Source organism: Aurantiacibacter odishensis (genome assembly GCF_003605195.1).
Taxonomy (GTDB): domain Bacteria; phylum Pseudomonadota; class Alphaproteobacteria; order Sphingomonadales; family Sphingomonadaceae; genus Alteraurantiacibacter; species Alteraurantiacibacter odishensis.
This window is the reverse complement of record NZ_QYOS01000022.1, coordinates 168716-184227: the sequence shown is the minus strand read 5'-3', so window position 1 is coordinate 184227 and position 15512 is coordinate 168716. Positions and strand designations below refer to the sequence as shown.

At 61.1% G+C, this 15512-nt stretch carries 7 protein-coding genes and 1 pseudogene; 3 read left to right on the top strand and 5 right to left on the bottom strand.

Annotated features, from left to right (window positions below; genetic code table 11):
- Positions 1 to 224 precede the first annotated feature (224 nt).
- Positions 225 to 809, bottom strand: coding sequence for a LuxR C-terminal-related transcriptional regulator (locus D4Q51_RS06595; RefSeq protein WP_240624590.1), 585 nt, complete (start codon positions 807 to 809; stop codon positions 225 to 227).
- Between D4Q51_RS06595 and D4Q51_RS06590 the strand changes: the two genes are divergently transcribed.
- The 3 genes from D4Q51_RS06590 to D4Q51_RS06580 all read left to right on the top strand — a co-directional run bounded on the left by D4Q51_RS06590 (position 714) and on the right by D4Q51_RS06580 (position 6634).
- On the top strand, positions 714 to 2879 hold the full coding sequence (locus tag D4Q51_RS06590; protein ID WP_120076949.1) for a sensor histidine kinase: 2166 nt from the start codon (positions 714 to 716) through the stop codon (positions 2877 to 2879). The genes D4Q51_RS06595 and D4Q51_RS06590 overlap by 96 nt on opposite strands.
- A 360-nt stretch (positions 2880 to 3239) precedes the next feature.
- Positions 3240 to 5387, top strand: a complete 2148-nt coding sequence (locus D4Q51_RS06585) for a TonB-dependent siderophore receptor (RefSeq protein WP_120076948.1) — start codon at positions 3240 to 3242, stop codon at positions 5385 to 5387.
- Positions 5387 to 6634: a PepSY-associated TM helix domain-containing protein gene (locus D4Q51_RS06580; protein ID WP_240624589.1), complete on the top strand. Its 1248-nt coding sequence runs from the start codon at positions 5387 to 5389 to the stop codon at positions 6632 to 6634. The genes D4Q51_RS06585 and D4Q51_RS06580 overlap by 1 nt, the downstream gene beginning before the upstream one ends.
- Before the next feature lie 35 nt (positions 6635 to 6669).
- Here D4Q51_RS06580 and D4Q51_RS15940 read toward each other — a convergent pair.
- The 4 genes and pseudogenes from D4Q51_RS15940 to D4Q51_RS06560 form a co-directional block, all read right to left on the bottom strand.
- A pseudogene (locus D4Q51_RS15940) lies at positions 6670 to 7166 on the bottom strand (tyrosine-type recombinase/integrase); the annotation flags it as partial.
- 219 nt (positions 7167 to 7385) lie between these two features.
- A complete protein-coding gene (locus D4Q51_RS16105; RefSeq protein ID WP_240624606.1) occupies positions 7386 to 8657 on the bottom strand; it encodes an autotransporter domain-containing protein in 1272 nt (423 codons plus the stop codon).
- A 2749-nt stretch (positions 8658 to 11406) separates the two neighbouring features.
- The gene (locus D4Q51_RS06565) at positions 11407 to 13065 is read right to left on the bottom strand and encodes an alkaline phosphatase D family protein (protein ID WP_120076946.1); all 1659 of its coding nucleotides are present in this window, start codon (positions 13063 to 13065) and stop codon (positions 11407 to 11409) included.
- Positions 13066 to 13087: 22 nt separating this feature from the next.
- Entirely contained in the window at positions 13088 to 15475 is a 2388-nt protein-coding gene (locus D4Q51_RS06560) for a TonB-dependent receptor (RefSeq protein WP_205689453.1), read from the bottom strand.
- Positions 15476 to 15512: the final 37 nt, after the last annotated feature.

Genomic DNA, 15512 nt, shown 5'->3' with positions numbered 1-15512 from the left:
GCCTCCACTTGCCCTGGCCCGACCTGGGCCTTGAGCGATGGGATATGACTAGGTGAGGCGGCGCCGCGCCGGAATGAGGTGATCACCCCAATCGCAGCGAGGCCGGACCATTTCCCGCAGGCTGCATGCACGATTGAGGTATCGACCTCATGCCCCCGAAGGACCCGTCGGCCTATCGGCAGGAAATGACCTGCAGAACCACTAACATTCCGTGCGATCGTTCCTCAGGCAGAGGCTCCCGGATCGAACAGGCCTTCGCGCAAGGCATAGGCAATAAGTTCCGCTGCGGAATGAGAGCCGGTCTTACCCATCACACTGGTTCGATGGCGGTCTACGGTCTTGATACTGATGCCAAGGGTGTCAGCGATTTCCCGATTGGTGCGCCCGGCAGTGACGAGGCTGAGCACCTGCCGCTCCCGGTCGGTCAGCGCAGCGGCATCCGGCGCATCTTCCAGCAATTGCATGTAGCGCGAACAGATGACCGGGGTGCCCGAAAGGATAAGGGGCAAGGCGCGCTGCAACTCGTCGAGATCGTCGGATTTGCAGAACAATCCGTCCGCCCTGACCTGAACCAGCTCAGCAATCTTGCCCACCGTTTCGATTGCGGTGAAGACGACCACCCGCGTCTGCGGCGACCAGCGCCGCGCCTCCACCAGCACTTCGGTACCCCCGGCATGGGGCATGTTGACATCTAGCATCAGGAGGTCCGGTCTATGCTGCCTGACTGCGGCGATGGCCTCGATACCGTTGGTGACTTCGGCGATGACATTGAAATAATGGTTGTAATTGTTGTCGGCTCGATTGAGCAACGACTTAAGCGCATCGCGAACAATCGCGTGATCGTCTGCCACGATGGCGGAATAACTGCGTTCGAACCCCAACAGTATCCCCCTGTATTTTTGCCCTGTACTAGACCTATAAGAGCAAACATGGGGGCAAATCGAGCCTTTCGCGCATTTTTGACGCTGATCTTGGCGATAATCGCACTTACCTTCATTTCCGGAGTATCTCATGCGCGCGTCGTGATGGTGGAGCCGGGCCGGTCCGCGGAGCAGGTGGAAAAGGCAGCCGGCAACCTGCTGCTGCCGCGGGGTGTGGAGAGCGATGCCAAACAGGCCCTGGCCGAATACAGACGCGGCAGCTTCGTGCCCGAAATTCTCGCCGACGACACCGAAGCACTGCATGACTGGCGCAAATGGATCGCCCTGTCATTCGCCGCAAACGAAAGCGCAGGAGGTGACGAACCCATGCGCCGCGTGATCGGTATCGGCGGCATTTTTGTCGAGCTGCCGCGCGTTTTCCTGACCTGCGACGGCGGACCGATGAAGGAAATACTTGCAAGTCAGACAGGGCCCGAAGGGACGCTGGAAGCGCGATATTTCACCTATGTGCGCACCCGCAGCTTTGCCATCACGCCTGGCCAGCAGTGCCTTGCCCTGATCAATGTTGCCAGCAATGACACGCCCAACCTCGGCATCTTTCGCGAAGGCGATCTTGGGAACAACCAGGTTGTAGCCGTCCTGCTGAAAGCCGGATTTACCGTCACCTTGCTCATTATCGGTCTGGCGCTGGCGATCGTGTCCTACCTCACCAACCGTCCCCTGACGATGTTGATGGGCTTTGCCTACTCGATAACCATGCTCCAGAACGATGCATCGCTTTTCACCACCACTTTCGCTGCCGATGCGATGCAGGGCCGAGCGATCTGGGAAGGCCTGATGCTCCTCACCATCTTTGCCTGCTACTGGGTCTTTCTATTCGCTTTCAGAGCCGAACTGCGCCTGACACGGCCTGTATGGTGGCGTGTACCGCTGACCCTGCTGCCCCTCCCCCTTGTGTATGTGGCGTATGTCTCCAATTCGACGCCCGACCTTCTCTGGGCCTTCTATCTCGCGCTCTTCCTTTACGCTTTGGCAGTGGCGCTGCGCTTCGATGTGTCGCGCCGTCTTCGTTACACGGCCGGGGCCATTCTGACAGGCGCTGTCGTCGCCGCCATTCTGGTAGAGCCGTATTATCTGGGGCGTTTCTTCACAGACCTGACAATCGAATATGTCCGTGATGTCATTCGCCTGGCGACGGGCCTGGGGATGCTGTTGCTCGTCGTGGTGGATACTCTGCGCACCCGCAGCGACCGCGACAAGCTGACCGCCGAACGCATTGCCGCATTGCAGGTGCAGGCAGAAGCAAGCCAGCGCCTGCTCGATGCGGAGCGCGAGTATGTCCGCGCGCGTGAAGCGGCATCGCGCAGGAAAGCGCAACTCGATGCAGCCCGGCACGATATAAGGCAGCCGATCGTCGGCCTGAAGAATGCCGTTGCGTCCGAGACGGAAAACCTCTCGCCCGATCTTCTCTCCCGGCTCAATCAGGCTGTCGCGACACTCGAACAGATGACCGGGGCCTATTCCGCCGATGGAGAGACGTCGAATGCGGTCGCTGCCAAGAACGAGGGCGAATATCCCGTAAACCTGATCCTGCAGGCTACCAGAGACATGTTTGGAAAGGAGGCGTCGAGATTGGGGATTGTCCTGCAGATCGACCACAGTGATCGCAAGACACGGATACCTGCGCTCGCTCTCATTCGGGCGGTCAGCAACCTCGTCGCCAATGCGCTCCATCATGCGAAAGCGAGCAAGGTGTCGGTGACCGTAAGCGAAGAGGGGCCATTTTCCATCATGGTCAGCGACGATGGCGCAGGTTTGACGAAAGACCAGCTGGAGCGATTGAGATTACGCGGTGCGAAGGGAGAGGATTCCAGCGGCGAAGGCCTGGGGCTTGCCATCGTGCAGGACCTGGCCCGCAGTCATGGCTTCGATCTTGCCCTGGAATCCCAACCGGAAAAGGGCACGACGGCCCACCTGCGTTTGGGCGAGCATATTTAGGATAGTCATCAGTCTATTCCGCACAATTTGGAGAAGCGGCAGAACTGTCTTGGTTTGCCGATCCCTCTGTTAGGCCTCCGCTACCTTCGGAACAAACACGGACGGAGGGGGCGGGGATCCCATGGCTTCTGGTCTCGAATAGCTTGGTCGATTCCTAGAAACTGTCAGACGGCTAGTGGGCCGGTTGCGCACTGGCAGCTATCGGCTTCTGCGACTGCCCGGGCGGACATTTTGCTCTCGGGTTATCCCAGCCAACTCGAAATATTCCGGCGCCGGCTAGGTGTTATTGCAAATCATTATCATTGACGCCCGCCTTCTGCTTCCGTAGCCGATCTGCGAACGATTCGCAGGAAGGAAATCATGAGGACTTCGTATTTGATCGGCGCGGCGGCATTGGCCGCTCTAAGCGCCCCGGCGGCGGCGCAGGATACCACTCTCGAGGATGCGCAGGACACTTCGACGCCCTCGGCCAGCACGCCCCAGCCTCGCGACGAGGGAGCGATCATCGTAACAGGACGCGCGCAGAAGCTGTATCGGGCGGACGAAGTTTCAGTTGGCAAACTGGACGCACCGCCGCTGGAATCCAGTCTCGTCATAACGACGATCACGGAGCAGCTGATCGAGGACCAGGGCGCCCGCGACGCGCAGGATCTCTATCGTAATATCTCCGGCGTAAGCTTCTTCAGCTATGCTGGTGTGACCGCGCGAGGATTTCGGCAGGAGGAGATCTTCTATGATGGACTGCGCGGAGATCCTTACGCGGGTTTCTCGGTCCCGCAGCTATTTAACGTGCAGCGGGTGGAATTTCTCAAGGGACCTTCCGGCATGCTCTACGGTCCCGGCGCTCCGGGCGGCCTGTTCAACTATGTCACCAAGAAAGCCGATCCGAGCGAACTTTCGGGCGAACTGACGGTCGTAGCCGGGACAGAGGATCGCTGGGGCGGTTCGGCTGAAGTCAACGTGCCGCTGGGCAGTGCGTTCGGTGCGCGGGGCGGTGTGTTCTACGAGGATCGCGGTACGTTCCGTAACAACGCAGCTTCGCGCACCCTGATCGCCGATGGAGGCGTCTCGTTCGATCCGGGGCCTGTTCGCGTCGACTTGCAGGCCACGCGCTATGACCAGGAGCTCGACGCCAACCGTCTGCGTGGTGTTCCCGTAGACGACAATGGTCAGTTCCTGACAAGCCGCCGCTGGAATCACAACGAACCGTCCGATTTCCTCAATCTTGAATCGGATGTGGTGCAGTTGCGCCTGGAGGCGGAACCTCTGTCGGGACTGACGTTCGATGCCACCGCACGTTACAACAACGCAACCGAGGTCCAGAACTATCACGAGCCGCGCGGGCTCTTCGATTCCGATGGCGACGGCACGATTGACGCCACGATCCGTGAGTTTCGTGATCAGATGCGCACGCAGGAGACCTGGTCGTTCGGTGCCAATGCCGTTTGGGACACCGACATCTCGGCGACGATCGGCAACCGGGTCCTGTTCGGTCTTGATCACTTCACGTCGGACCAGTTCTTTCAGGGACGATCGCTTCGCGGCGCGACTGTCGACACTCCGGGCCTGCCCAACCCGCTCAGTCTGTTCGATCCACAATATGGTCTCTCCGATCCGACTACCTATGACCAGGGCCCCTTCACCATCACGGAGACCGACACCGAGCAAACCGGCTTTTATCTCCTGAATGAACTCACGATCGGGCGGCTGATCCTGACCGGCGGCATCAGGCGTGACAAGGCCGAGGCCGACGGTGTGTCGGAGAGCGAGACCACTTACCGCGCAGGCTTGGTCTACCGAATAACGGACGATGTTTCCGCCTTCGGCCAATACGCAACCAGCTTCGAGCCGCAGAGTGCAGGTTCGCAGAACCCGCTGGCTGGTGGCCCCTTCGCGCCGACAACCGGTGACATTTTCGAAGGCGGGGTGAAAACCGCGCTGATGAACGGTCGGGTCCAGTCCTCGCTGTCAGCCTATCAGATCCGCCGGACCAATATCCTCCAGGCCGACCCGCGCGGCGATGTAGGCGGTGATGGCGTCGATGATCTGGTTTCGCTGGGTGAAATCACCAGCAAGGGAATCGAATTCGATATTGCCGCAGACGTCACGCCCAACTGGGTCGTAACCGTCGCCTACGGTTATAACGACACAAAGATCACCGAGGACAACGGGGGCGGCGGCTTCTCCAATGCCGTTGGCGATCGGTTTGCGAATGCGCCGGAACACCAACTCGGCTTCTGGACGCGCTACCAGTTCCCCGAACTCGGTCTGGCTGCGGCACTAGGCGGCGACTATGTTTCCGAGCGCGTCAGCATCAGCGGCCAGCCGGTAAACGCCTACATGGTCTTCGACGCTTCGCTGATCTACGATTTCGGGCCGTTCCGCGCGCTCCTGCGAGTTGATAACCTGTTCGACAAGACTTACGCAGCTTCGGGCTTCATCGATCGCACGGGGCATTTTCCGGGCGCACCGCGTTCGGCATTTGTCGAACTGGGCTATCGTTTCTGATGGAAATGGCGCGGGATTTCGCTGGCGCGTCGAGGCCGAGCGCAAAGCCCGCGCCGAAAGCCGCGCGCACGTGGTGGAAGGTGCATCAATGGGTCGGCTTGAAGCTCAGCCTGTTTATGACCTTCATCCTGTTCACCGGCACGCTGGCAGTGGTGAGCGCCGAAATCGACTGGCTTTTGCAACCGAGCCTGCGCGTCGCGCCTTCCAGCGTGGAGGGCCCGGTCGCGTGGGCCGAGATTGCCGAGAACGCAGCCGCGTATCCCGGCGTTGCCGAGGCCACGTACATCAACGCCCCTACCGCATCCGCGTTCGCCGCCAAGGTGACGGTCGAGGATATCGAGGGAAATACTTTCTTCCTTCACGCTCACCCGACAACCGGCGAAATTCAAGGCACAGGACCGTGGGTCGGTGCGCACCGCGTATTGAGGAACATGCACCGCCATCTCAACCTGCCGGTCTGGCTGGGCGTCCCGATCGTCAGCTCCCTGGCGATCCTGCTGCTGATCAGCCTGGTCACGTCCTTCGTGGTCTACAAGAAGTGGTGGCGTGGTTTCAGAAAGCCGCTGCGAAACCGTGACGCGCGCACCTGGTGGGGCGACTTTCACCGGCTTGCAGGTGTGTGGTCCTTGTGGTTCGTCGCGCTCATCACGCTCACGAGCTTATGGTATCTCGTCGAGAGCCTGGGCGGCGATGCCCCGGCGCATCCTCGCGTCGAAAGGGGAAATGTGGCGAGCGATGCTGAACCAGCCGACAGAAGCGATCTAGGTGCGGCAATAGATGCTGCTCTTGCTGCCTCTCCGGGGCTTGAGGTCGAGTCCGTGAGATTGCCCAGCAGCGACAATCTGCTCCAGATCGACGGAAACTTCGAAGCGGTGCTGGTTCGTCCGCGTTCGAACGCCGTACATGTCGACGCCCGTACAGCCGAAGTGCTGCTGAAAACCGACGGGCGCGATCTCAATCTGCATCAGCGCATCGGCGAGATGGCCGATCCGCTGCATTTCGGATACTTCGGCGGCTACTGGACCAAGGTTCCATGGTTCCTGTTCGGCCTTGCTCTGACCGGACTCTCGCTCTCCGGTGCGGCGATATATTCTCTGCGTATTGCGCGCGAGCGTGGCGATCAGGTAAAAATTAGCCGGAGCTTTTCGGGCATGTGGCAAGGTATGGGACGCTGGCGTTGGCTTTCCGTCACATCGCTCACAACTGCTTTAATCTTTCTGATATTGCTAGTTTTGGGGATGCAGTAAGTCCGTCAAGGCGCCGCGGCGTTGGAGACATTGCTCGCTGCTTTCGTCCGCCGAAGCGAGTGCGTGCCGTACTCAGCCTTCCGCAGTCCGATCGCCGTTACCCATTCGTCAACCAGGCGCGCATACTGTCGCGTGCTCATGTGGCGTGCAAAGTCGATACGGCTGGGGAACAGATAATGCCAATTGAGCCGCCTCGACGTTCAAGCCACGCTAGCAATGTGGCACGCACATCAGAGGTCAGTTCGAATTGCACCGGCCGGTTGGTCTTTTGCTGAATGACGGTTGACCGATTGCGAATCTCGGCACCCGCGGTCACGTCGCCGATCCTGATTTTCAACAAATCACATCCGCGCAGTTTGCTGTCGATCGCGAGACCGAATAGGGCCTTGTCTCTCAATCGTCCTTCGCGATCGAGATGAAAACGGATTGCCCAGATCTGCTTATGTGTCAGCGGTCGCTTCGTTCCGACATCCTTGCCAGCATTTTAAGCCGGACGGTGTCGCGTTGCTGCATCAAAACGTGAGTAACCCATTGCATTTCTCCTTGGCCCGAATGGCCAAAGGGGTAACGCTCAGGATGTCGGCGCCTGGGCCGCTGGCGGAATGGCGGCTTTCGCTTGTCAGAGCGCGAAATCCGGGCATTCAGTGAATGACATGATAAAGGGACATCGAGCGGAAGACTAGGGTGCCCTGCCAAACAGAAAGGGCCGGGATTGCTCCCGGCCCTTTTCGTTGTTCGGTCCTGTGTGGACTTACATGCCCGAGCCCGGACCGTAAGTGATTTCCACGCGGCGGTTCTGCAGTTCGCGCACGCCGTCTGCGGTGGGCACGCGGGGCATGCTTTCGCCGAAGGCTTCGCTGGAGATGCGACCGCCCGGAATGCCGCGACCGGTGAGGTATTCGCGGACCGAGGCGTTACGACGCTCTGCCAGACCCATGTTGTACTCGACCGAGCCGGAACGGTCGGTGTGACCGGCCAGCATGATGGCCGCGGTGCCGCAATCGCCATAGGCGGTGATGGCGGAGTTGAGCACGGTGGCTGCTTCCGCAGTGATGGTGGACTCGTCCCAATCGAAGAACACGATGTAGGGGCCCTGCTCGCAGACCGGAGCCGGCGGCGGCGGCGGCGGAGGCGGCGGAGGCGGCGGGGGCGGAGGAGGCGGCGGCGGCGGAGGCGGCGGAGGCGGCGGCGGGGCCGCTTCTTCGCCACCGAACCCTATCCGCACCCGCAGGAGTGCGCCGTGTGCGTCATATCCCTCGGCGAAGTTGCCGCGATATCCGAACGTCAGCTGCGATGCGCTGCCGAGATCGAATTCGAGACCTGCGTAGATATCGTAGCGGCTTTCCTCGGGCGTGTTCGAGACGACCGTGAACCCGCCGATCTCGCTGGAAGCGAGTGCGATGCTGCGCGGGTCTGCATCGAAATCGTGCACGTAGGTCGCGCCCACATAGGGCCTGACAATTCCTGCATCGACATGGGCGGTGAGGCCGAGACGGCCTTCGAAGAAGGTGACATCGTCGCGCGTCACCCCGAAGCCGAAGCCTCCGGTTTCAACATAGTCGTCGAAATTCATCTCGGCGTAGTTCAGTCCGGCCGTGGGCGTCAGGACGAAGCCACCGCCAAGTTCGAGGCCGTAGCCCAGCGTAGCCCGCCCGATCAGGCCCTTCACCTCGAAGTCGCTGCCGATTGCGCCCAGAGCACCGCTGCGGTTGGAAAGAACATCGGCGAAATGGTAGCCGACCTCCGCGTTCAGGAACCCTGCGCCGAAACCCAGGCCGGCGTAGGCCGAGACCTTGAAGGAATCTATCTCGTCCTGCGATTCGGCCAGGCCGACCGTGGTGGTCTCGATCTCGGCATAGCTGCCCATCACGCCGATGATGGCGTTCTCGCCAACGGCGAGATCGGCACCGGCGGTGAAGATCGTGCTGTCGGACTCGTATCCGGACACGCTGAGAGAAACCGGGTCTGCGTCTGCCGTGCGCACCCCGAACTGGCCCCAGACGGCACCATTGCCCCTGCCCATGGACATGCGGCGAGCCAGCAGGTCACTGGCGAAGTTGGAGTTCTCGAAGATTTCCCGGCTGATCGACCCATTGAGATCCGGCAGACTGTCGACTGCCACGCTTTCGAAGTCCGACAGGCTGCCTGCCGCGTTGAACGCATCCCGGTTGGCAGTCCTGATCGTGCCCGCGGCCACGCCGCTCTGGATAGCCGAACCTAGCAGAGCGATGTTGCCATCGGTGGTGCCGGTTGCGGGGTTGGCGGCGGTCACCACGACGCTGACCGACCCGATCAGCACCTCGTAATCCAGCAGCCAGTCGTCGTCGTCCACGGTGACGGTGGTGCCATTGTCAGCGAAGTCGCCTGTCTCGGTGAGCACCGGGATGGCCCCTTGGCCGACAAGATCGAAGGTATCGCTCGTCAGAACCGTGATGGTCGAACCGTCCGCCAGGGTCAGGTCTCCGTCAACCGCAAGCGAGTCGAGACCGAGGTCGAAAGTGGCATTGCCGACGACCGTTACGTCGCCCTCGACCGAGCGGTCTCCGACAAAGCGTGTATCGAACAGTTCGCCGACGGTTATGACTTCGAAGCTGTCGAGGATATCGGCATCGAAGATACCGCCCAGCACGGCCGTGTCGTTACCTTCACCGCCGCTGATCCCGTCGGTAAGGCTGGACGCGGTTCCCTCCAGCACGAAGGTGTCTTCGCCTGCCTCTAGGTCAACGTAGCCTTCGACAAGAGCACCGCTCCACTGCTGGAACACGTCGTCGCCGAAGCTCAGGAGCACGGCGTCCATGCGGCCGGTGACCGGGTTCACCGCGTTGCCGGTGATGGTGCCGTAGTTGACGATGGTCTGGCTGGCGAGGTTGGCGACTGAGCCGGGCTCCGAGCCGCCCATTCCGTCGGACACGAAGTTGCCCGAGCTGGCATTGATGCCGATGTCGCCGCGGATCACGCCGCCTGCAAGGTTGGTCACGAGGCCCGGCGCGCTGTCGCCGTTGCCGTCGCCGTCGAAATCGATGCCGGCATCGAGTTCGCGGTTGGTGAGCGCCGCGTCGGAGAAGTCGCCGTCGGGATCGCTCGAGAGGCTCTCGATGATGCCCGAGTTGGTGATGGTGCCGGAGTTCAACTCCATCCCGTCGTTCTCGCCGCCCCGGATCAGGCCGGTGTTGGTCACGGTGACATTGTCGCCGCCGTCGATCGCATCGTCCTCGGGCGAGATGATCTCACCGTCGTTGACGACCACCAGGCCCGGGCCGTCGGCTTCCACCGCCTCGTCGAAGGCGCTGTAGATGAGCGCGCCGGCATTGTTGGTGAGCGTGAAGTCTGCTTCGCCCTCAATACCCTTCCAGTCGGAAGTGATCGTGCCGTTGTTGGTAACGGTCAGCCCGTCGCCGGCATCGATGATCTTGGTATCGAGACCCTCGTTGCTGATCGTGCCGTTGTTCACGATGGTGAGGTTGGCACCTGCCTGGATCGTATCCTCGTCGCTGGTGGTGTTGATCAGACCGCCCAATTCGTTGGTGATTGTCGCGCCGTCACCAAGGTCGATCGCGCGCTCCCCCGCGGTCTGGATCGTGCCGCTGTTGGTGAGCGAGACATTGTTGGCTCCACTAATGCCGAAGGCATATGCTCCTAGGGTTTCGATGGAACCGCTGTTATCGATAATCGCGTCGTTGCCGACCTGAACGGCCGTCGCGTTGCTTCCCGAGGTCTGGATATTGCCGGTGTTGGCGAGTGTGGTGTTCGCTCCTGCGGCCGAAATGGCACTGCCGAAGTCCCCGAATGTCTGAATCAGACCATCGTTCGTGATGACGGTACCGTCGCCAAAAGCAATGATGCCGAAGCCGGATCCAGCGGAAAGGTTATCGACAATGATCTGTCCATTGACGGTGTTCGTTATCGTAACCGGGCCAAGGTTGTTGAAATTCCCCACGATCCCCGCATTGCCCGAGCCTTGCAGGGCGATGAGGCCGTCGTTCACGATCGTCGCGCTGCCTTCCGTGAATATGCCCGCGACAACCTGACCTGTATTCTGCGTAATGATGCCGCTGTTCGTGACTGTGGAATCGTTACCGACAGAAATGATGCCATCGAAGAAAGGACTGGCAGTCAGATATCCGTTGTTGACGACTGTAGCACCGGGACCAAGATCGAGCGCACTCGCGCCGTTGGTGACGACGAGATCGCCGTCCACAGCCGCCGTGGCGTTCTCGCCCAGGTTGATTTCGCCCTGGACCTGCGCACCATCTTGAACGTCAAGGACAAGGTCGCTATCGGCAGAGACGAAACCGTCGGGATCGGCTCCGGGGACGCAGGTGACGGTCGATCCATCCTGCGCGCACTCTTCCACATTGGCCGGTGCAGTCGGCACTGCTGGCGCAGGAACATCGTCCACGGGGGCAGGGGCGGATTGTGCGGCCGCGGCCGCGCTGAAGAAGAGTGCTGCAGCAAGGGCACTCATGCTTGTCGAGGCCTTTGCCTCGGGCAAAACCGGCGGAATCTTCAATTGAGTGCGCAACATCGCTCCCCCCTTTAGAGAATCAGACGAAAGAACTTGCGCGACCCATTCTTGTTACGAGATTTCCTAAGTTGCGTTTGTGACAGAAATAGGACGATGATCGGACAATACGCGCTAAGTAAGGAAGGCATATATCCAAATTGCATCTCAGCCCTTACTGTTCAGTAAGGGAAATCATCTGAGATTAGCCGAGAAAATGGCTTTGCAATTATTATCAGTTACTTATGAAAGGCAGGACAAGATCCCGTTATCAAACGGCTTCCCAGCCGACGCCGTCCGGTGCTGGCTGGACTGCATGGCTCGCGGCCACGCGCCGTTCGAACTCCGTTGAGAAGACCGTCGAGACCGTGATGTGATCGACACGGCATTGTCCCGGCGTCAATTCGACAAGGGCGTATCCCTTCTCGTCCTGATCGCAGTAGGCCACCTCTTCGCTTGCTCTGCTCAACAACCCTCCCAGGCCAGGCAGGATCGATCCGTACGAAGGGCTGGTGATGGCAGTGCAGCCGACTTCGAGCGCGGTCAGTTCGCCGTCGCGATTGTGCAGGTTGTTGCTCCAGGCCGCATGGCTGTCGCCTGAAAGAACAAGGGGCCGTGCCCCGCTGCGACGGAAGAGTTCGTAGAGCCGTTCGCGTGCGTGCGGGTATCCGTCCCAGGAATCCAGATTGAAGGGGACACCGGCCCTGTAACCCGCAAGCGCCCGATCGATCTGGTCGCGATACTGCGCGGGCATTCCATTACGCAGGGCAGCGAATTCCTCGGCGCCGAGCATCGCTTCCAGATCGGGTCCCGGAACCCTCGCCATGATGACCTGGTTTCCCAGCATTTGCCACGGCTTGCCGGCCGCGACGGACGCCGAGAGAACGCCTTCCAGCCAAGCGCTCTGTCCCTGTCCCAACAATTCACGTTGCGGCATTTCCCGCTCCGCCAGAAGGTCGGCAACTGCCTCGGCGGGCGGCACGTCGCCTTTCGGCGCGACCTGGCGATCGCGTGCCAGCAATCGCGTTTCGACCATCGCCAGCGTTGCCAGATCACCGAATTCGAAACTGCGAAAGATCGCTTCCCTGGCCCGCAACGGATCGGGGTCGCGGATCGGCATCCATTCGAAGTATGCCTGCATGGCGACGGCCTTTCGACCCGCCCAGTCTCCTTCGCTTTCTTGCTGATGGTTTTCTGCCCCACCCATCCAGCTGTCGTTGGTGGTTTCGTGATCGTCCCACACGCAGATGAACGCCGCGCGTGCGTGTGCCGCCTGCATTTGCGGGTCGGCCTTCACCTGCGCGTGGCGACGGCGATAATCGGCCAGCGTGACGATCTCATGCGGCGGATCGGGAAGGCGGCCAAGCTGCCGACCGATGTCGGCGCCGTAACCGCTCTCGCCGTACTCGTAGATGTAGTCGCCCAGGTGGATCACCGCGTCCAGCCGTTCAAGGGACGCCATGTCGGCATAGGCATTGAAGAGGCCGCCGGGGTAGAGCTGGCACGACGCAACGGCGAACACTAGATCGTCGACAGCGCCGACCGGCAAGGTACGGAAACGACCGACCGGGCTGCGCGCATCTCCCGGCCCATCGAACCAGTAGTGATACTCGGTGCCGGGCAGCAGGTCGCTCACGTCGACCTTGGCGGTGTAATCGGCGGCACCGCGCGCGAGGACTTCGCCCGAGGACAGAGGCACTCCCTGCGCCGTGTCGGAGACGTACCAGCGCAGGCCGATGTCTCCCGAAAAGCCTGTTTCCGCGGTGGCACGGGTCCAGATTATCGCACCATCAGGCTTCGGGTCACCGCTGGCGACGCCATGAACAAACCGGACCTCCTGGGGCGTCTCCTGTGCGTAGGCGACGGAGGGAAGCCCCAACGCCGTTCCAGAACCGAAAAGGGCCAAGGCACCGCGACGATCAATCCTCATTATTGTTTCCCAATCAGAACCTTCAGAACAGGCGGGCAGTCAGTTCCACACCGTAGAACCGCGGTTCTGCCGGAATGAATGTGGGATAGCCAAATGCTCCGCCCGTGTTCCCTGCATCTAGCAGGTATTCCTCATTCGTCGCGTTACGAACGAATGCGGCGATTTCGAACCGTTCGTCGGCAAAGCTGACACCGCCGCGCGCGTTCAAGAGGGTTACGGCATCCTGCGAGATCAGGGCGCTGTTCGGCAGTTCAAAGAAGATACGGCTGCGATGGGTCACGCTGGGCGTAAGGAAGAACCGCATCCCGTTGCCGATTTCACGATCCACGGTGAAGCCGGCGGCTGCCTGGAATTTCGGCTGGAGGCGGAAGCGTGCGCCCGAAAAGGCCGGAACCAGTGCGTTGTCCTCGTCGATCTTGGCATCGATGTAGGCGCCGTTGACGAACACACGGAGCCAGTCGTTCGCCTGGACAGCCAGCTCTCCCTCGATGCCGAGGTTCGTCGCGCTGCCGGCGCTCTCCGTCCGGGTGGAGCCGTCATCCTGCACCACGCTCACCTGGAAGCCCGAATAGTCCTGGTAGTAGACGCCCAGGGAAGCCGAAACGGCCCCGGTGGCAAGCTTTACGCCGCCTTCGTAGTTCCACACCGTTTCTTCGGGGATCAGTTGCAGGCTGGGCGAGGGATTGCCCGCAACATCGCGCGTGGCGCTGAGCTGCACGACAGGGGAGCGCCGTCCCTTCGAGACAGTGACAAATACGTTCACGTCGGGAGACACCCGGTAGAGCGCGTTGAAACGCGGCAGCCAGGCGTCGAACGATTCGCTCGCGCTAAAGGTCTGGCCGCCGGTATCGATCTGGCCGGGAATGAGTGATGCCGTAAGCCACGGGAAGAACTGCAGCAGGCCGCCCTGCAGTTCAGACGGCAACAGTCCGAGCAACCGGGGTGCGGGGACATCGGCGAAATAGCCCGACTGGCGGTCTTCCCAGATGTAGCGGAGGCCCGCGGTGAGTTCGAGCGCATCTGTGGCGAGCCAGGTGGCATCGGCGAAGACCGAATAGGCATCGTTCTCGCCCTGGTTCTCGAAGACGGACTGGTAAGGCAGGGCAGCGATCGCACCCTGGCTGAGCGTGGGCGTGATAAGGGCGGCGGGCACCGATCCGTCCGCGGCCACGCAGCCAAACTGGAACACCGCGCCACCGCCCAGACATTCAAGGAAAATCGCCTCCTCGGCGGAGAACGGCACGTTCTGGCGGCCTTCCTCGGTAAAATAGTTCCAACCGGCAGAGGCGCGAAGGTTCATGCCGTTGTAAGCCAGACGGCCTTCGTGGCTGAACTGCCAGCCATCGGCGATCTCGGCAAATTCGAGGAACCAGGCGGCCGAGCCGTCGGCGTCGAACGTCTCAAGGCTGTCGAACTCGCGATACCCGTTTACCGTGGTGAAGCTCCAGTCATCGGCGAATTCCCATTCCGCAGTGAAGTTCACGTCATAGACTTCACGGTCGAGACCCAGCTGGTCCTTGCCGAGAACCTGTGCCGACAGCGGAGAGCCACCCAGATTGGCTGGGCCAAACGGATCTGCGGGACCTGCCTCGGTAGGGAAATTGCCGGAGATGAAAGGCGTGCCGCCGTTGCGCTGGCGATCGAATGTGCCGATCAGGTCCACCGTCAGCCGGTCGGTAGGCGTGAAGCGCAGCGAACCGCGGACTCCCAGGTTGTCCTGTGCGTAAAGCTCGTCTTCCTGCGAGGTGGCGAGGTTCTCGACGTAGCCGTCGCGGGTCTTCCACTCGAAAGCGACACGCCCTGCTATCACGTCGTTCCCGGCGTTCACGAAGCCAGTCAGAAGCGTCGCGTCGTAATTGCCGTAGCCGCCGGTCAGCTCGGCGGAAAAGCCAGGCCGGGGCCGCGCGGAGACGAGGCTGATGGCGCCGATGGCCGATGCGGTGCCGAACAGGGTCGCCTGCGGCCCCTTGATGACCTCGACACGGTCAAGATCGTAGATCGACTGATATGAACCGCGCGAGCGCGAGATATCGACGCCGTTGTAGTACAGCGAGACACGCGGCCCCTGCTGCGCCGAACCTGAGTCCGACGTAATGCCGCGTATTACGATGCCCGGATTGTTGGCGCTCTGTTCCTGGATGTTGAGGCCCGGAACGTAGTTCGAAAGCTCGTCGAGATCCGTGACGCCCAGTTCCTCGATCCGCTCCCCGCCAAGGGCCGAGACGGTGATCGGCACATCCTGCGCCCGCTGCTCGAATTTCTGCGCGGTCACGATGATGTCATTGCCGGAAGTGCCGGTGCCTTCGCGGTCGACCGTGTCGGTCGACGCAGCTTGCTGCGCCAGCGCAGGATTTGCGACGAGCGCCGTTGATGCCAGTAGCGATACGATGGCGAATTTACGAATGATCATGTGTTTAGCCCCGATCCAATGGTTCGGAGCCGCCAGT